Here is a 17,696-nt window from a genome sequence, read left to right as displayed (position 1 = left end):
CGTTCCGCGCGTGCCGAAGATCCTGACCAGCCTCCCCGTCGGCGAGCGCGTCGGCATCGCCTTCTCCGGTGGCCTCGACACCTCCGTCGCGGTCGCCTGGATGCGCGAGAACGGCGCGGTCCCCTACGCGTACACCGCCGACCTCGGACAGCCCGACGAGCCCGACCTCGTCGCCGTCCGCGAGCGCGCGCTGGAGTACGGCGCCGAGGCCGCCCGCGTCGTCGACTGCCGCCGCGCGCTGGTCGACGAGGGCATCGCCGCGATCGCCTGCGGTGCCTTCCACATCCGCGCCGGCGGGATGCCCTACTTCAACACCACCCCGATCGGCCGCGCCGTCACCGGCACGCTGCTGGTCCGCGCCATGGCCGACGACGGCGTCTCCATCTGGGGCGACGGCTCGACCTTCAAGGGCAACGACATCGAGCGGTTCTACCGCTACGGCCTGCTCGCCAACCCGGCCCTGCGGATCTACAAGCCGTGGCTGGACGAGGCGTTCGTCGACCAGCTCGGTGGCCGCGCGGAGATGAGCGCCTGGCTGGGGGAGCGCGAGCTGCCCTACCGGGACTCCGCGGAGAAGGCGTACTCGACCGACGCCAACATCTGGGGCGCCACCCACGAGGCGAAGAAGCTGGAGCACCTCGACACCTCGATCGAGATCGTCGAGCCGATCATGGGCGTGCGGTTCTGGGACCCGGCCGTCACGGTCGAGACCGAGGACGTCACCGTCGAGTGGGAGTCCGGTCGCCCGGTCGCGATCAACGGTGTCCGCTACGACGACCCGGTCGCGCTGGTCGCCGAGGCCAACCGGATCGGTGGCCGGCACGGCCTGGGCATGACCGACCAGATCGAGAACCGGATCATCGAGGCCAAGAGCCGGGGCATCTACGAGGCCCCGGCGATGGCGCTGCTGTTCGTCACCTACGAGCGCCTGGTCTCCGCGATCCACAACCACGACTCGCTGTCGGCCTACGAGGAGCAGGGCCGCCGCCTGGGCCGGCTGCTCTACGAGGGCCGCTGGTTGGAGCCGCAGTCGCTGATGCTGCGCGAGTCCCTGACCCGCTGGGTCGGCAACGCGGTCACCGGCTCGGTCACCCTGCGGCTGCGCCGCGGCAACGACTGGTCGGTGCTCGACACCCGCGGCCCCGCCCTGGCCTACGCCGAGGACCGGCTGTCGATGGAGCGCGTCGAGGACGCCCCGTTCACCCCGGGCGACCGCATCGGCCAGCTCACCCTGCGCAACCTGGACCTGGCCGACTCCCGCGCCAAGCTGGAGCAGTACTCGGCCACCGGGATGCTCGGCGGCGAGTTCGGCACCTTCGTCGGCGAGGTCGAGGCCGGGCGTGCGGCGGAGATCACCGCGACGCCGTCGGACCCCGACGCCGAGCAGGCAGAGGAGTCCCTCGACCGGGCCGCGATGGAGGCCGGGAACGACTGAGCCGGGCGCAGGACCGGGCCCCGTCGGGCCGGGATGCGATGATCGGGGCCGTGTCACCCACGACCGACCACGCTCCCGGCCCGGGACCCGGACGCACGTACGGGCCCGGCCACGGTCGCGTCCCCGGCGCACCGGCGGCCGAGGCGGTGGTCGACCTCGACGCCGTCCGGCACAACACCCGGTACCTGTCCGGTCTCGCCTCGGGCGCCGAGACGATGGTCGTGGTCAAGGCCGACGGCTACGGCCACGGCGCCGCCGCCGTCGCCCGGGCGGCGCTCTCGGCAGGGGCGACCCGGCTCGGCGTCGCCACCCTGGACGAGGCGCTCGCGCTGCGTGCCGAGGGGGTCGACGCGCCGCTGCTGTCCTGGCTGCACCTGCCCGACGAGAACTTCGCCGCCGCCGTCGCCGCCGGGGTGGAGCTGTCGGTGTCCGGCCGTGAGCACCTCGCCGCGGTGCTGGCCGGTGCCCGCGCCGCGGGCCGCAGGGTCCGGCTGCACCTCAAGGCCGACACCGGGCTGTCGCGCAACGGCTGCCCGCCCGGCGAGTGGCCCGCCCTGCTCGACGCCGTCGCGGACGGGGTCGCCGACGGCACCTGCGAGGTCGCGGCCGTCTGGTCGCACCTCGCCGCCGCCGACGAGCCGGGCCAGCCCGCCGTCGACAGCCAGGCCGCGCGGCTGCACGCCGCCGCCGCGCTCGCCCGGGACCGCGGGTTCGCACCGCAGCTGCACCTGTGCAACTCCGCGGGCCTGATGACCCGCCCCGACCTGCACCTCGACGTCGTCCGGCCGGGGATCGCCGTCTACGGCCTCGACCCGATCGCCGACCCCGCCGACAGCCCGCTGCGCCCGGCGATGACGCTGCGCGGCCGGGTCGCGCTCACCAAGACCGTCGAGCCGGGCGAGGGCGTGTCCTACGGCCACGAGTGGGTCGCCCGCGAGCCCCGCACGCTGGCACTGGTGCCGCTGGGCTACGCCGACGGCGTCCCGCGCCGCCTCAACGACGGCGGTCGGATGCGCGTGCGCATCGGCGGCACCGTCCGGCCGGTCGCCGGGCGGGTCTGCATGGACCAGTTCGTCGTCGACTGCGGTCGGCCGGGGACGCTGCCGGTCGCGATCGGCGACCCGGTCGAGCTGTTCGGCACCGGCACCGAGGGCGGCCCGACCGCCCGCGAGTGGGCCGACGAGCTGGGCACCATCCACTACGAGATCGTCACGGGCGTCCGGGGGCGGGTCCGCCGCACGGTGACCGACGGGCGCGGGGGAGTCGCATGAGCCGCAGGGGATGGACCGTCGCCGGGATCGCGGGCGGTGTGGTCGGCGCGGCGGGCGCCGCGGCCGGGGTCGGTGTCGCCGCGCAGCGACGCAAGATCGCCGCCACCCGCCGCAGCCTGGCCACCGAGATGTCCGCGCACGCCGAGACGCCGCCGGGCACCGTCGGCGAGGAGATGTCGGTGATGGCCGACGACGGCATCCGCATCGCCTGCGAGGTGGTCGCGCCGGCCGACGGCTCGGAGCCCGCGCTGACCGTCGTGCTCGTGCACGGGTTCGCCCTCGACCGGCGCACCTGGCAGGAGCAGCGGCCGCACCTGGCCGGGCTGACCGGCCCGTCGGTGCGGATGGTGCTCTACGACCAGCGCAGCCACGGCCGCTCCGAGCGGGCGCCCGCGGACTCCTGCACGATCGACCAGCTCGGCCGCGACCTCGACGCGGTGATCCGCTCGCTGGCTCCCGAGGGGCCACTGGTGCTGGTGTCGCACTCGATGGGCGGCATGACCGTGATGGCGCTGGCCGAGCAGCACCCCGAGCTGTTCCACGAGCGCGTCGCCGGGGTGGCGCTGGTGTCGACCTCGGCGGGGGAGATGGCGTCCTCGGGGCTGCCGGGGACGTTCCTGTCCCGGCGCAACCCGATCATCCGGACCCTCGGTGGGCTCGCCGCGTGGCAGCCCGGCCTGGTCGAGACGGGCCGGCGCGCGCTGGGCGACATCATCTGGATGTTCACCAAGCGCTTCGCCTACGGCGACCGCCAGGTCGACCCGCGGATGGTCGACCTCGTCGACACGATGATCGACTCGAACGCCGTCGGCGCGCTCACCGACTTCGTCGACACCCTCGGCACCCACGACCGGCTCGCGGCGCTGCCCGGCCTGTCCGGCTGCGAGGTGCTCGTCCTGGCGGGCGACGGCGACCGGATCATCCCGTGGCGGCACAGCGAGGTCATCGCCGAGGCGATCCCGACCGCACGGCTCGTGCGGCTGCCCGGGGTCGGGCACATGCCGATGCTGGAGCAGCCCGAGGTCGTCGACGCCGAGCTGGACGGGCTGATCGCCCGCACCACCGAGCGCACCGCGGGCGGCGAACTGCGGGCCAAGCGGCCGCCGCAGGTCACCGACGCGACCGAGGATGACCAGGCCGCGGCGGGCGGCAGCGCCCTGCAGGGACTGCTGCGCAGCGCGGGCCGGGTCCGCCGGGGCAGCCGCGTCCCGGCCAGGGCCGGGCGGTCCCGGAAGAAGGACCGGCCGTGATCCCCGCTCCCGGCGCGGACGCCGTCGTCGCGGAGCTGCCGACCGTCGCCGACACCGAGTCCTTCGGCGAGACGGTCGGCCGCGAGCTGGTCGCCGGCGACGTGGTGCTCCTGGCCGGTCCGCTCGGCGCGGGCAAGACCGCCCTGGTCCGCGGCCTGGCCCGCGGGCTCGGGGTGACCGGCACGGTGGCCTCGCCGACGTTCGTGATCGCCCGTGAGCACCCCTCCGCGGGCGACGGCCCGGCGCTGGTGCACGTCGACGCCTACCGGCTGGGCGGTCCCGACGGGGACGTGGACGTGGCGGCCGAGCTGGACGACCTCGACCTCGACACCGAGCTGGACCGCGCGGTCGTCGCCGTCGAATGGGGCGTCGGGGTCGCGGAGCGGCTCGCCGGGTCCGCGGTGACGATCGCCCTGGAGCGCCGCGACGACGACACCCGGGTCGCGACGCTGCGCCGTACCGCGCGTCCGTAGGCTCGCGGGCGTGCTGGTACTGGCCCTCGACACCGCGACGACCGTCGTCACCGCCGGTCTCGTCGACCTCCGCCCCGACGCCGCGCCGGTGACCGTCGCCGCCCGCGCGCACGACGGCCGCCGGCACGGCGAGCTGCTGATGCCCGCGGTCCGCGCGCTGTGCGCCGAGGCGGGCCGTGCGCTCACCGAGGTCGAGGCGCTGGTCGTCGGCGCCGGACCGGGCCCGTTCACCGGGCTGCGGGTCGGGATCGCCTCGGCCGCCGCGCTCGGCCACGCCCTCGACGTGCCCGTGCACGGTGTCGTCACCCACGATGCGATCGCGTGGAGCGCAGGCGGAACGCACATCGACACTGCCTGGGGGCTGCACACCGGCGGGAACCTCCTGGTCGTCACCGACGCCCGGCGCAGGGAGGTCTACTGGGCCGCCTACGACGCCTCCGACCCCGCCGACGCCCACTCGGTCCGCAGGCTGTCCGGTCCCGCGGTCGAGGCCCCGGAGGCGCTGGCCGCGCGCCTGGACGAGCTGGCGATCGGCACCGTGATCGGTGATCCGGCGTTCGCCGACCGGCTCGGTCGCGACATCGGCGGCCCCGGCGCCCCGACCGTCGAGGGGCTGGTCGGCGTCGCCGCGGCGGACCTGCTCGCCGGCCGGGCCCCCGCCCCGGTCGAGCCCCTCTACCTGCGCCGCCCGGACGCCGTCGAACCGACCGGGCGCAAGCGCGTCACCGCATGAACGCCACCGTCGCGCTGGGCCCGCTGTACCGGTCCGACGCCCGGCGCTGCGCGGAGCTGGAGCAGATCCTGTTCCCCGGGGACGACCCGTGGACCGCGCAGGCCTTCCGCGACGCCGTGACCTCCGGGCAGCTCTACCTCGCCGCCCGGGCCGGGGACGAGCTGGTCGGCTACGCCGGGCTCGCCGTCGTCGCCGGGCCGCCGATGGCCGAGGCGGAGGTGCACACCATCGGCGTCGATCCGGCCTGGCAGGGCCACGGCATCGGCCGCGCCCTGCTGAACGGGCTGCTCGCCGTCGCCGACGAGCTGGCGGCCACGGTGTTCCTGGAGGTCCGCACCGACAACGAGCCGGCCCGGGCCCTCTACGAGAGCGCCGGGTTCACCGTCGTCGGGGTGCGCAAGCGCTACTACCGGCCGTCGATGGCCGACGCCTACACGATGCGCCGCGACCGCGTGCGCACGCCCGCTCAGGACGTCGCGGACAGGTAGGACAGCAGGCGCAGCTCGTCCTCGGTCAGCTCCAGGGTGAGCATCGGCAGCAGCTGCTCCAGCTGCTCGGGATTCCGCGCGCTCGCGATCGGCGCGGTCACCGCGGGCTGTGCGGCCAGCCAGGTCAGCGCGATCGCCGGGACCGGCACGCCGTAGCCGGCGGAGATCTCGTCGAGCCCGGCCAGCACGGCGCGGCCGCGGGAGTCCAGGTACGCCGCCGCGCCCTCGGCCCGCGGGCCCTCCGGCGCGGGGGAGTCCGGCCGGTACTTGCCGGTGAGAAAGCCCTTGGCCAGCCCGAAGTAGGGGTGGACGGCCAGCTTCTCCGACTCGGCGAGCGGGGCCAGGCCCGCCTCGAAGTCGTCGCGCTCCATGAGGTTGTAGTGCGGCTGGATGGCGCTGAACGCGGTCAGCCCGTCGCGCGCGGAGATCTCCAGCGCCGACCGCAGCCGCTCCGGGCTGAAGTTCGACGCGCCGATCTCGCGGACCAGCCCCTCGCGGACCAGTGCGTCGAACGCGTCGAGGGTCTCCTCCTGCGCGGTCGCCTCGTCGTCGCGGTGGGCGTAGTACAGGTCGATCCGGTCGGTGCCCAGGCGGCGCAGCGAGTCCCGCGCCGCCGCCGCGATGTTCTCCGCCGACAGACCCTCCCGGCCGGGCAGCGCGCCGACCTTCGTCGCGAGGTGCAGCGCGTCGCGGTTGCCGCGGGCTGCCATCCACTCGCCGAGGATCGTCTCGGACTCGCCGCCGGAGTTCCCCGGTGCGCGCCACATGTAGGAGTCCGCGGTGTCGATCATCCGTCCGCCGGCGGCGACGAAGGCGTCGAGGACGGCGAAGGAGGTCTCCCTGTCCGCCGTCCAGCCGAACACGTTCGCGCCGAGAACCAGGTCAGCCACGTCGCCGAACCTACTCCTCAGACGGGCCGCAGGCCGGGCCGCCGGTCCTCGGTCACGAACCGTCCGCGCGTCTGCACCGGGGCGCCCGGCTGCTTCACGAACGGCACCACCTTGAACTCGGCCTCCATCCGGTCCGCGGTGAACCGGGTGCTGACGTAGCCGCGGCGGTTGTTGTGGAACCGGATGTGCGGGTTCTCGGCGAGGACGGTGTCGGAACCGTTCTGCTTCTCCGAGCCGTCACCGCCCGAGGTGATCGAGCTGGACACCAGCTCGGTGCCGACCACCGGCGAGGCGGGGTCGTCGAAGCGACGCTTGACGTCGGCCCCCCAGTGCGCGTGCACGTCACCGGTGAGCACCACGAGGTTGCGGGCCCGGCCGCGCTGCGTGGCCGCGACCCAGGAGTCGACGACGCGGTCGCGCGAGCCGGGGTAGCCGTCCCACGCGTCCGGGTTGAAGCCGCGCCCGGCGCCCGGGGTGTAGTCGACCTGGGAGAAGAACACCTGCTGGCCGAGCACGTCCCAGCGGGCGCGGGAGCGGGCGAAGCCGTCGGCGATCCAGTGTTCCTGTGCCGAGCCGGGCAGCGAGCGGGCCGGGTCGGTGCGTTCTGCGCAGTCACTGCGGAAGGTGTCGCCGCAGGGCTGGTCGCCGCGGTACTGACGGGTGTCGAGCATGTGGAAGGTGACCAGCCCGCCGTAGCCGACGCGCCGGTACAGCCGCATGGCCGCGCCGCGGGGGCGCTGGGCGGCGCGCAGCGGCATGTTCTCCCAGTACGCGCGGAACGCGGCGGCCTTGCGGGCGGTGAAGTCGCCGGGTGGGTCGATCGGCAGCTCCCGGACGTCGCCGGCCCAGTTGTTCTCGACCTCGTGGTCGTCGAACACGACCAGCCAGGGCGCGGCCGCGTGGGCGGCCTGCAGGTCGGCGTCGGCGTGGTACTGGGCCAGGCGCTGCCGGTAGCCGGCCAGCGTCGTCGTCTCCGGGCTGGCGTGGTCGCGCACGTTCCCGCCGGGCGCGACGTAGTCCTTCGCCGGGTACTCGTAGATGTAGTCGCCCAGGTGCAGCAGGACGTCCGGGCGCTCCTCGGCCATCCGCCGGTACGCGGTGAACCAGCCGTGCTCGAACTGGGAGCAGGAGGTGAAGGCCATGTGCACCGGCGTCATCGAGGCCGGCGGGGGCGCGGTCCGGGTGCGGCCCGCGTCGGAGACGGTGCGGCCCACGCGGAAGCGGTAGTGGTAGTCGCGGCCCGGGCGCAGGCCCGGCACCTCGACGTGCACGCTGTGGCCCGCCTCCGGCCCGGTGCGGACCCGGCCGCGACGCACGACGCGGGTGAAGCGCTCGTCGTCGGCGATCTCCCACTCGACGTCGGTGGCGCGGTTCCCGACACCGCCCAGGCCGTCGTCGGCGAGGGGGTCGGTGGCGAGCCGGGTCCACAGCACGACCGAGGTCGCGTCGGGTTCCCCGGAGGCGACGCCGAGACCGAACGGGTCGCCGGGCGGCCGGGCCGGTGCGGGCCCGGGCGCCGCGACGGCGGCGCCCGGCAGCAGGGGTGCGGCGGCGGTGACGGCGGCGGCGGTGAGTCCGGCGCGCAGCAGCGAACGGCGGGAGGTGACCACGATGTGCAGTGCAACGTTCCCGATCGAGTGACACCCGGCGGCCCGGCGACGAGGACGTGAACAACGGGCGACGACCGGGAACTCCGGACAGTCCCGAACGGTGCGGTTGAGCCCCCGCTCGGCTTCTGGCACTCTCATGGATAGAGTGCCAATGCGCGCGGCGGACGACCTCCGCTCCGACACCCGCGACGGCGGGGCGGGAGTCGTCACGTGCGCGCTGCTGACACCGCTAGAGAACCCGTGACACCGGATTCACCCCAGGAAGGGGAGGTCATCGTCGTGGCGAACATCAAGCCGCTCGAGGACAAGCTCGTCGTCCAGGCCAGCGAGGCGGAGACCACCACCGCCTCCGGCATCGTCATCCCGGACACCGCCAAGGAGAAGCCCCAGGAGGGCAAGGTCCTGGCCGTCGGCCCGGGCCGGGTGGACGACAACGGCAACCGCGTCCCGCTCGACGTGGCCGTCGGCGACGTCGTCATCTACTCGAAGTACGGCGGCACCGAGGTCAAGTACAACGGCGAGGAGTACCTGATCCTCTCCGCGCGCGACGTGCTGGCCGTCGTCAACTGACGCGAGCCATCGCCTGACGTACCGCCCCGGGTGGTCCACCCCACGGTGGTCCGCACCGGGGCGGTCGCGTTTCTCCCCCGAGAACCAGAGCGAAACTCCGAGAGGTAGCGAGAACAAGACATGGCGAAGCAGATCAGCTTCGACGAGGACACCCGTCGCGCGCTCGAGCGTGGCGTGAACCAGCTCGCCGATGCCGTCAAGGTGACGCTCGGCCCGCGTGGCCGCCACGTCGTCATCGACAAGAAGTTCGGCGGTCCGACCGTCACCAACGACGGCGTGACCATCGCCCGTGAGGTCGACCTCGAGGACCCGTTCGAGAACCTCGGCGCCCAGCTGGCGAAGACCGTCGCGACCAAGACCAACGACGTCGCCGGTGACGGCACCACCACCGCCACCGTGCTGGCCCAGGCCCTGGTGAAGGAGGGCCTGCGCAACGTGGCCGCCGGTGCCGCGCCGTTCGCCCTCGGCCAGGGCATCGCCGCCGCGTCGGCGAAGGTCTCCGAGGTGCTGCTGTCCAAGGCCACCCCGGTCGACGCCAAGAGCCACATCGCGCAGGTCGGCGCCATCGCCTCGCGCGAGCAGGAGATCGGCGACCTGATCGCCCAGGCGATCAACACCGTCGGCAAGGACGGCGTGATCACCGTCGAGGAGGGCTCCACGCTCTCCACCGAGCTGGAGATCACCGAGGGCCTGCAGTTCGACAAGGGCTACCTGTCGCCGTACTTCGTCACCGACTCCGAGTCCATGGAGGCGGCGCTCGACGACCCGTACATCCTGCTGCACCGCGACAAGATCAGCTCCATCCAGGACCTGCTCCCGCTGTTGGAGAAGGTGCTCGGCGAGGGCAAGCCGCTGCTGATCATCGCCGAGGACGTCGAGGGCGAGGCCCTGTCCACGCTGGTCGTCAACTCGATCCGCAAGACCGTCAAGGTCGCCGCGGTCAAGTCGCCGTTCTTCGGTGACCGCCGCAAGGCGTTCATGGACGACCTCGCGGTCGCCACCGGCGGTCAGGTCATCAACCCCGAGGTCGGCCTGAAGCTGAACGAGGCCGGGCTCGAGCTGCTGGGCCGCGCCCGCCGCGTCGTCGTCACCAAGGACGCCACCACGATCGTCGAGGGCGCCGGCGCCAAGGCCGACGTCGAGGGCCGTGTCGCGCAGCTCAAGCGCGAGATCGAGGAGTCCGACTCCGACTGGGACAAGGAGAAGCTCCAGGAGCGCCTGGCCAAGCTCTCCGGCGGCGTCGCGGTCATCAAGGCCGGTGCCGCCACCGAGACCGCGCTCAAGGAGCGCAAGCACCGCATCGAGGACGCCGTCGCGGCGACCCGTGCGGCGGTCGAGGAGGGCATCGTGCCCGGCGGCGGTTCGGCGCTGGTGCACGCCGCGGCCGAGCTCGACGGCGGCCTGGGCCTGACCGGGGACGCCGCGACCGGTGTCGCGATCGTCCGCAAGGCCCTGTCGGCCCCGCTGTTCTGGATCGCCGAGAACGGTGGCGACGAGGGCGCGATCGTGGTGTCGAAGGTGGCCGAGGGCGGCTGGGGGACCGGGTACAACTCGGCGTCCCGCACCTTCGGGGACCTGCTCGCCGACGGCGTCATCGACCCGGTCAAGGTGACCCGGTCGGCCGTGGAGAACGCCGCGTCCATCGCGCGCATGGTGCTGACCACCGAGAGCGCCGTGGTGGACAAGCCGGAGGAGGCCGACCCGGCCCCGGCCGGTGGCCACGGGCACGGTCACGGGCACTGAGCCCTGGCTCAGCTCCACCCCGAGCACGACGACGGCGGGCGACCCGAGGGTCGCCCGCCGTTGTGCGTTGCGGGGCAGGAAGTGGATGTGCCGTCCGTCGGGAGATGGGAGCCCCCGTCGGTCGGGGCTCTCAGGCGGTGTGGACGGGAATCTCCACCGGCTGGACGGCCGCCTCGGCGGCGACCTTGAGCGTGCGGCGCGGACCGCGGATGATCGCGTCCCGCTCGGACTCCGACAGGCCGCCCCAGATGCCGTAGGGCTCGTGCACCTTGAGTGCGTGCTCGCGGCACTGCTGCACCACGGGGCACTCGGAGCAGACCTGCTTCGCTCGGGTCTCGCGACGGGCCCTGGCGGGACCGCGCTCACCCTCGGGATGGAAGAAGAACGCGCTGTCCATCCCCCGGCAGGCTCCCTCCATCTGCCAGTCGTAGATGTCGGCGACCGGGCCGGGAAGCCTCCGGATGTCCGCCATGTTCGTCACCTGCCTTCGCTATCGAACCTGACGACGCTCAGATTCCCTGGCCACGGCGGCCGCAAACCTGATTCGAGGTGAACGATGGTGCACGTCCGACAGGGTGGTGCAGACCGAGAGCCGTCGGCCGGGATCCGGGCCCTGATCACCGGGGCGGCGACGGACCGGGAGGTGGCCGGGGCGGCGCGCCCGGACGGGGCACCGGAGCTGCGGTGGGCGGCCGCGGTCGCCCGGGGCGGCTCCGGGCACTACGCGGCCGCGGCCGCGCTGCTCGACGGGGTGCGCCGTGACCCGGCGGCCGGGGTGGTGCCGCGGGCACACGCGACCGTCACCCGGGCCTCCCACCTGCGGCAGCTCGGCGGGCACCGCGCCGCGGCCGCGCTCGACGGCGCCGCGCTGCGACTCGTGCTGCCGGACGCGGGGACCCCGCGTGACCCCGGGCCGTGGGGCCTCGACCGCGCCGCGGCCGTCGCCGACGCGCTGACCGGTCTCGCCGCCGACGCGCTCGGTCGCCTCGACGTCGCGACCGCCGCCGCGCTGCTGCGCTGGGCGCGGCCGTGGTGCGGCCCGCAGGGTCACCGCACCCGGGTCCGGTACGGATGGGTGCGGGCGGAGACCGCGCTGGTCGCGGGGGACCCGGCCGCGGCGCTCGCCGCCGCCGACGAGGCACTGGCCGGGGCGCTGGCGCTCGGGTCCACACGGCACGTGCTCAAGAGCCGTCTGGTCCGGGCGGTCGCCGCCGGGGTGGCGGGGCGGGACCGGGCGGGCGCCGTCGCGGCGCTGGACGCGGTGGCCGCGGACGCGCTCGCACACGGGCTGCTCCCGCTGCACCGCCCCGCGCTGCTCGCCCGGGCCGACCTCGCGGGGCCAGGGCCGGACGGGGCATCGGAGCCGGCCGGGGGTGGCCCGGATGCCGTACCCGTCGGGCCGCACCGCGGGCGGGCGGGGGCCGATCGGGCGACGCCGGACGCCGGTTCCGGACCGGTCGCCGCAGCGCGACACGCCGGAGCGTCACCAGTCGATACGCGCAGTCGCCGAGCGGATGCGGAGGGTCGCCGACATGCGGTGTTGCACACGGTGAGCGTCCTCTATACGCGAAGTGACCGTAGCGGGCGGGACCTGCTGCGGGAGTAGTGCCCGAAGTCTGGTCCGGACGATGTACCGTATGGACTACTCCATTCGGCGACGCTTCACCCACATGACGCTGAGGCACGTGGATCAGCGCGCCGAACGGAGGGCACAAAATCGCCCCGACCGTGTCAAGGTGAGAGTGTCACCCGCCGATTCGGAGGGTGAAGAATCACCCGGCTGCAGGAAGCTGCAGGAAGGAATCGTCGTGACGACGGTACTCATCTGCGACGATCGTCGCAGCGTCCGCGAGGGACTGACTCGCGTCATGTCCGCGGTCCCGGGGGTCCAACGCATCGACTGCGTCGCCCACGGGGACGAACTCCTCGCCCGCTACGCCCGCCAGTCCGTCGACGTCGTCCTGGTCGGGACGCAGCGTGCTGTGCCCACCGGGGTGGAGGCCACCCGCCGACTGGTGGCCGCTCACCCGCAGGCCAACGTCATCGTCTTCGGAGCCCCGGACGACGCCGGCAGCATCGCCGCCGCCATCGCCGGTGGGGCGCGCGGTTACCTGCGCTGGGACGCCTCGCGTCCCGAGCTGGTCGCCGCGCTGGCACACACCCTGGCCAGCACCTCGGTGCCGACCCCGCGCGTCCCCACCGACCCGGGGGTCCAGCTCACCGAGCGCGAGCTCCAGGTACTGCGCGGGATGAGCCAGGGCAAGAGCAACGGCCAGATCGGCCGCGAGCTCTACCTGTCCGAGGACACCGTGAAGACCCACGCACGCCGGCTGTTCCGCAAGCTCGGCGTCCGTGACCGCGCGCAGGCCGTGGCCCACGGCTTCCGACGCGGCCTGGTGTCCTGACCGGGTCCCCACCCGGAACGGCACGACCCCGCACCGCCGAGCGACCGACCCCGAACCGGCCGCTCCACCCCACCCGCGCGCGGGTGGGCATCGTGAGCCGGACCGACCCCCGCGGTCCGGCTCCACGCCCCGGACCCCCGTGTCCGGACCCCACGCACACGGGCCGCTGCCGACCTCGCGGCCCGCACCCGGGACATCGCGCCCGGGTCGTCCGCACCGACCGGCTCCGGCCGGTCCGCCGCCCCGCCGACGGGACGCCGGTCGTGCTCCCCGCGACCGGACCCCGCCGAATCCCACGACCGGGACGCCCGCCCGGCAGGTGACCGACCCCCGCCGGCGTGTGACGGTCCCCGCCGGGCACGCGGGCGGCCCCGGGCCGAGGGCGACGACGGATGCGCCGGACGTCGTAACGGCGGCCTCCGATCGGCCCTCGCTCGGCGAGCGGTCGACGGGACGCCGGGAACTGTCACCCGGTGTCCCCCACGTCCCTGGGATCACACGCGTCACCGCAGTCCCGCGACCTCGACGACGACCGTCCGGATCCCGCGCCGAACCGGACGCGACCCGCGCCGGGCGGTCCACCGCCGGTGATCGGACGCGGACGATCTTCACTGCGTCCGGTGACCGCATTCTGCGGTGGGTGACGAACCGCTTGCCGACCGTGGTCGCCCCGTGGACGTGTTGCGGACGGGCCCCGCGCAACCCGGAACTGTGCACGATCGTCTGATCTGGCATGGAGCGACTCCCGTCGGCGAGTCCCGCTCGGATACGGTGGATCCGAGCCGATCTCACCTGCGCGAACGCGGGTTGCTTCCACGATCGGATGACACTGCTGGATGCTCGTAACGCCTGGGCGGTTCCCCACGATGAGTGAATCAAGAGACGTTCCCGACGAGTGGATCGAAGCCGCCATGGCCGGCGACCGGTCCGCGGTCGAGCGCGTTCTCGCCATGATTCGGCCCCTCGTCGTGCGCTACTGCCGCGCCCGACTCGGGACCGACCGAGGGTCCGTCTCGGCGGACGACGTCGCCCAGGAGGTCTGCGTGGCCGTGCTCACGGCGTTGCCGGGGTACCGGGTGCAAGCGCCCGTTCCTCGCCTTCGTCTACGGCATCGCGTCCCACAAGGTCATCGACGCGCACCGGGCTGCGTCCCGGAACCGCTCCGAACCGATGGCCGACGTGCCGGACCGCATGGAGTCCTCCGACGGCCCCGAGTCCCGGGCCCTGCAGGTGGAACTGTCGCAGGAGATGTCCAAGCTCCTGGAGATCCTTCCGGAGAAGCATCGGGAGATCATCGTGTTGCGCGTGGTCGTGGGACTGTCCGCGGAGGAGACCGCGGCGGCTGTCGGCTCCACTCCGGGCGCCGTCCGCGTCGCCCAGCACCGGGCGCTGGCCCGGCTGAGGAAGATGATGAGTGAGCAGGTGGTCCGGGATGCGTGACCAGGGTCCGCACGGTCCGGGCTTCCCCCCACCCGGTGAGGGCTGGGAGCGTCCGCCCGCGCCGGTGACGCGTGGCCGCTTCGGCGAGCCCCGCCCGCCCCGCACCAACGGCCACTCCCACCCGCTCGGTCACCGGGGCCACCCGCTGCCGTTCGACGCGCACACCGTCCCGCAGCCGGTCGTGCGGCGGCACGCCGCCCGCGGCGACGACTGGGACGCCTTCGACGACATCGAGGACGAGGGCCCGGTCGACCTCGTCGAGCTCCAGGCCGACGACGAGCTGATCAACGCCCTGTCCTCCGGGCTCGGCGTGTCCGGGCCAGGCCGGCGCGGCTACGACGTCGACGACCACCTGGCCGCGATGCTCTCGTCGTGGAAGGACGGGGTGGACCGGGACCCGATCCCGCAGCTCGTCGACACCGACGAGGCCGTCCAGATCCTGCAGCCGGCGAAGCCGTCGCGGAAGGTCTCCTTCCTGCGCCCGCTCGTCGCCGCTGCGGCGGTCGCGGCGTGTGCGCTGGCCGTCGTGTCGATCAGCGCGCACGAGGCCCAGCCGGGCGACGCCCTGTGGGGGGTCTCCCGGGTGCTCTACAGCGAGCGCGCCGAGCAGGTGCAGGCGGCGGCCACGCTGCGCGAGGGCATCGAGCGGGTCAACGCCAAGCTCGCCGCCGGGGACACCGTCGGTGCGCAGCAGGAGCTCGCCGCGCTCGGCCCGCTGGTCGACCGCACCGCACCGGACGTGCGCGACGACTTCGAGCAGCAGAACCGCTTCCTGAGCCAGAAGGTCGCCGAGACCCCGCCGGGCACACCCACCGACCCGCGGTCGCCGCTGCGCGACGGGACCCCTGCCCCGCCGCCTCCGGTCACCGAGGGCGACGAGGACACCCCGACGCCGTCCCCGCCGCCGTCGGAGGGGACGACCACCCCGGGTGGTCCGACCTCGCCGGAGGGCACCACCGACCCGTCGGTGCTGAGCGGGCCGGGGGAGACGGCACCCACCCCGGCGCCGTCGCCGTCGGAGACCTCGCCGACGACGGAGGGCCAGGCGGACCCGACGACCCCGACGACCTCGCCCACGACCCGGCCCACCGCAGCCGGGGAGGGGCAGAGCGACCCGGCGGACGACACCACCCCGCCGTCGTCGACGACGACCGGCGCGGTGAGCAGCAGGCCGAACTGACGCCGAACCGACGCGATGACGCGGTACGGCACCGAGCACGGCGAAGGGCCCCGGAGGATCTCCTCCGGGGCCCTTCGTGTCTGGTGGGGTCGCGCCGGGCTCAGTCGGCGAGGGTCGCGTCGGCGTACCCGCGGCAGTACTCCCACGTGACGTAGTGCGCCGGGTCCGGGTCGTAGGCCGGCTCGTGCGGCCGCATCCGGCCCTCGTCGAGGAGCTGCTGCAGGCTCGCGCGCAGCAGGTTCCACTCGTGGAAGTGCTGCTCGCCGCAGTCGGCGCAGTCGACGACGATCCCGCGGACGCCGCGGCCCGCCAGCAGTGCCTGGTAGACGGCCAGGTCCGCCAGGTCGGCGAGGATCTCGCCGCGGTCGGTCTCGTTCAACGGGGTTACCTCCGGGTCACCGGAACCCGGCCACGCGCCGTCACCACGGTCGTCGTAGGCCTGCATCGACAGCGCAGGATCATCCGGGTCTCCGGCGAACGGGTCCGGTGGCAGCGCCTCTGGTGACACGGTGTACACGGTACCGGTGCGGGGGGTCGGGGCCCGGCCCACCCCGGGGTGGTGGACGTACGATGGCGGCCTGCGGCGGGAGCCCGCCGTCAGCGTCGACCGCACCGCCTCGACAACACTGCTTCGACCGCTAGAGGAGCCCCGGAGAGATGACGAGCGAGATGGGCGGCCTGCCGGACAAGTTCGCGATGCTCGGGCTGACCTTCGACGACGTGCTGCTGCTGCCCGCCGAGTCGGACGTGATCCCCAGCTCGGCCGACACCTCCAGCCAGGTGACCCGCCGGGTGCGGGTCCAGGTGCCGCTGGTGTCGTCCCCGATGGACACGGTCACCGAGTCCCGGATGGCGATCGCGATGGCCCGCGCCGGTGGTCTCGGGGTGTTGCACCGCAACCTCTCCCCGGACGCGCAGGCGGCGCAGGTCGAGGTGGTGAAGCGGTCCGAGGCCGGCATGGTCACCGATCCGGTGACCTGCAGCCCGGACGCGACCCTGGCCGACGTCGACGCGTTGTGCGCCAAGTTCCGGATCTCCGGCGTGCCGGTGACCGACGAGACCGGCCGCCTGGTCGGCATCATCACCAACCGCGACATGCGCTACGAGGTCGACACCGACCGGCCCGTGTCGGAGGTCATGACCCGCGCGCCCCTGGTGACGGCCAAGGTCGGCGTCACCGCGGAGGCGGCGCTGGGCCTGCTGCGCCGGCACAAGCTGGAGAAGCTGCCGATCGTCGACGGCGACGACATGCTGCGCGGCCTCATCACGATCAAGGACTTCAACAAGACCGAGCAGTACCCGCTGGCGACCAAGGACCCGGACGGGCGGCTCGTCGTCGCCGCCGCGGTCGGGGTCGGCGACGACGCCTACGCCCGCTCGATGCAGCTCGTCGAGGCCGGTGTGGACGTCCTGATGGTCGACACCGCGCACGGTCACTCCCGTCGGGTGCTGGAGACCGTCGCGAAGCTGCGCGCCGAGGTCGGCGACCACGTCGACGTCGTCGGCGGCAACGTCGCCACCTTCGACGGCGCCAAGGCGCTCGTCGAGGCGGGCGCGGACGCGGTGAAGGTCGGCGTCGGGCCGGGCTCGATCTGCACCACCCGGGTCGTCGCCGGGGTCGGGGCCCCGCAGATCACCGCGATCTACGAGGCCACCCGGGCGTGCGCCCCGGCCGGCGTCCCGGTGATCGGCGACGGCGGCATCCAGTACTCCGGCGACGTCGCCAAGGCGATCGCGGCCGGCGCGTCGACGGTCATGCTGGGCTCGCTTCTGGCCGGCACCGCGGAGTCGCCCGGCGAGGTCGTGCTCGTCGGCGGCAAGCAGTTCAAGACCTACCGCGGCATGGGCTCGCTGGGCGCCATGCAGGGCCGCGCCGGCGCGGCGGGCCGGTCGTACTCGAAGGACCGCTACGCCCAGGACGACGTGCTCAGCGAGGACAAGCTCGTCCCCGAGGGCATCGAGGGCCGGATCCCGTTCCGCGGGCCGCTGTCCTCGGTCGTGCACCAGCTCGGCGGCGGGCTGCGCTCGGGCATGGGCTACGTCGGCGCGCAGACCATCCCGGACCTGCAGCAGGCGCGCCTGGTGCGGATCACCGCGGCCGGTCTCAAGGAGAGCCACCCGCACGACATCACGATGACCGTCGAGGCCCCCAACTACGCCGCGCGGTAGTCACGGGGGCCCCAGCACCGCTCTGAGCAGCGCCGCTTA

At 74.0% G+C, this 17,696-nt stretch carries 16 protein-coding genes and 1 pseudogene; 13 read left to right on the top strand and 4 right to left on the bottom strand.

The features are described 5' to 3' along the window. The first annotated feature begins 10 nt into the window (after window positions 1-10). The 6 genes from argG to rimI all read left to right on the top strand — a co-directional run bounded on the left by argG (window position 11) and on the right by rimI (window position 5,650). A complete protein-coding gene (gene argG, locus Ae717Ps2_RS22895; protein WP_075310186.1) occupies window positions 11-1,435 on the top strand; it encodes an argininosuccinate synthase in 1,425 nt (474 codons plus the stop codon). A 146-nt stretch (window positions 1,436-1,581) separates the two neighbouring features. Further along, entirely contained in the window at window positions 1,582-2,706 is a 1,125-nt protein-coding gene (alr, locus tag Ae717Ps2_RS22890) for an alanine racemase (RefSeq protein WP_075312782.1), read from the top strand. Then, window positions 2,703-3,956 (top strand): alpha/beta fold hydrolase, encoded by a 1,254-nt coding sequence (locus Ae717Ps2_RS22885; RefSeq protein ID WP_075310188.1) that lies wholly within the window; start codon window positions 2,703-2,705, stop codon window positions 3,954-3,956. The genes alr and Ae717Ps2_RS22885 overlap by 4 nt, the downstream gene beginning before the upstream one ends. Continuing rightward, entirely contained in the window at window positions 3,953-4,429 is a 477-nt protein-coding gene (gene tsaE, locus Ae717Ps2_RS22880; protein WP_075310190.1) for a tRNA (adenosine(37)-N6)-threonylcarbamoyltransferase complex ATPase subunit type 1 TsaE, read from the top strand. Before Ae717Ps2_RS22885 ends, tsaE begins: the two co-directional genes overlap by 4 nt. Before the next feature lie 10 nt (window positions 4,430-4,439). After that, window positions 4,440-5,162, top strand: a complete 723-nt coding sequence (tsaB, locus tag Ae717Ps2_RS22875; protein WP_075310192.1) for a tRNA (adenosine(37)-N6)-threonylcarbamoyltransferase complex dimerization subunit type 1 TsaB — start codon at window positions 4,440-4,442, stop codon at window positions 5,160-5,162. Beyond that, window positions 5,159-5,650 (top strand): ribosomal protein S18-alanine N-acetyltransferase, encoded by a 492-nt coding sequence (rimI, locus tag Ae717Ps2_RS22870; RefSeq protein WP_075310193.1) that lies wholly within the window; start codon window positions 5,159-5,161, stop codon window positions 5,648-5,650. The genes tsaB and rimI overlap by 4 nt, the downstream gene beginning before the upstream one ends. Here rimI and Ae717Ps2_RS22865 read toward each other — a convergent pair. Beyond that, the gene (locus tag Ae717Ps2_RS22865) at window positions 5,629-6,540 is read right to left on the bottom strand and encodes an aldo/keto reductase (RefSeq protein ID WP_083695280.1); all 912 of its coding nucleotides are present in this window, start codon (window positions 6,538-6,540) and stop codon (window positions 5,629-5,631) included. The two genes, rimI and Ae717Ps2_RS22865, sit on opposite strands and share 22 nt — an antisense overlap. A gap of 17 nt (window positions 6,541-6,557) precedes the next feature. Next, window positions 6,558-8,150: an alkaline phosphatase gene (locus Ae717Ps2_RS22860; protein ID WP_233147663.1), complete on the bottom strand. Its 1,593-nt coding sequence runs from the start codon at window positions 8,148-8,150 to the stop codon at window positions 6,558-6,560. A 279-nt stretch (window positions 8,151-8,429) separates the two neighbouring features. Here Ae717Ps2_RS22860 and groES point away from each other — a divergent pair, with 279 nt between their 5' ends. Both groES and groL read left to right on the top strand, forming a co-directional pair. Next, a complete protein-coding gene (groES, locus tag Ae717Ps2_RS22855; RefSeq protein WP_020623960.1) occupies window positions 8,430-8,720 on the top strand; it encodes a co-chaperone GroES in 291 nt (96 codons plus the stop codon). 120 nt (window positions 8,721-8,840) lie between these two features. Continuing rightward, window positions 8,841-10,463, top strand: coding sequence for a chaperonin GroEL (gene groL, locus Ae717Ps2_RS22850; RefSeq protein WP_020623961.1), 1,623 nt, complete (start codon window positions 8,841-8,843; stop codon window positions 10,461-10,463). Between the two features lie 130 nt (window positions 10,464-10,593). Here groL and Ae717Ps2_RS22845 read toward each other — a convergent pair whose 3' ends face one another. Then, window positions 10,594-10,935 carry a WhiB family transcriptional regulator gene (locus Ae717Ps2_RS22845; protein WP_075310195.1) on the bottom strand — a complete coding sequence of 114 codons (342 nt, stop codon included), beginning with the start codon at window positions 10,933-10,935 and terminating at the stop codon, window positions 10,594-10,596. A gap of 84 nt (window positions 10,936-11,019) precedes the next feature. On the opposite strand from Ae717Ps2_RS22845, the gene Ae717Ps2_RS22840 reads away from it, so the two are divergent. The 4 genes and pseudogenes from Ae717Ps2_RS22840 (at window position 11,020) to Ae717Ps2_RS22825 (ending at window position 15,488) form a co-directional block, all read left to right on the top strand. Beyond that, window positions 11,020-12,069 carry a hypothetical protein gene (locus tag Ae717Ps2_RS22840; RefSeq protein ID WP_075333886.1) on the top strand — a complete coding sequence of 350 codons (1,050 nt, stop codon included), beginning with the start codon at window positions 11,020-11,022 and terminating at the stop codon, window positions 12,067-12,069. Window positions 12,070-12,271: 202 nt separating this feature from the next. Beyond that, window positions 12,272-12,868, top strand: a complete 597-nt coding sequence (locus tag Ae717Ps2_RS22835; protein ID WP_010225624.1) for a response regulator transcription factor — start codon at window positions 12,272-12,274, stop codon at window positions 12,866-12,868. A gap of 866 nt (window positions 12,869-13,734) precedes the next feature. Next, window positions 13,735-14,308: pseudogene (locus Ae717Ps2_RS22830) on the top strand (sigma-70 family RNA polymerase sigma factor). Continuing rightward, a complete protein-coding gene (locus Ae717Ps2_RS22825; RefSeq protein WP_075333885.1) occupies window positions 14,301-15,488 on the top strand; it encodes an anti-sigma-D factor RsdA in 1,188 nt (395 codons plus the stop codon). The pseudogene Ae717Ps2_RS22830 and the gene Ae717Ps2_RS22825 overlap by 8 nt, the downstream one beginning before the upstream one ends. A 100-nt stretch (window positions 15,489-15,588) precedes the next feature. Here Ae717Ps2_RS22825 and Ae717Ps2_RS22820 read toward each other — a convergent pair whose 3' ends face one another. Continuing rightward, on the bottom strand, window positions 15,589-15,996 hold the full coding sequence (locus tag Ae717Ps2_RS22820; protein ID WP_083696187.1) for a DUF5319 domain-containing protein: 408 nt from the start codon (window positions 15,994-15,996) through the stop codon (window positions 15,589-15,591). Between the two features lie 149 nt (window positions 15,997-16,145). Between Ae717Ps2_RS22820 and guaB the strand changes: the two genes are divergently transcribed. Further along, window positions 16,146-17,657, top strand: coding sequence for an IMP dehydrogenase (gene guaB, locus Ae717Ps2_RS22815; protein ID WP_020622332.1), 1,512 nt, complete (start codon window positions 16,146-16,148; stop codon window positions 17,655-17,657). Window positions 17,658-17,696: the final 39 nt, after the last annotated feature.

Origin of the sequence: Pseudonocardia sp. Ae717_Ps2 (assembly GCF_001932475.1) — a bacterium.
Taxonomy (GTDB): Bacteria; Actinomycetota; Actinomycetes; order Mycobacteriales; family Pseudonocardiaceae; genus Pseudonocardia.
The sequence above is the reverse complement of the archived record's forward strand: the minus strand, read 5'-3'. Positions and strand labels throughout refer to the sequence as shown.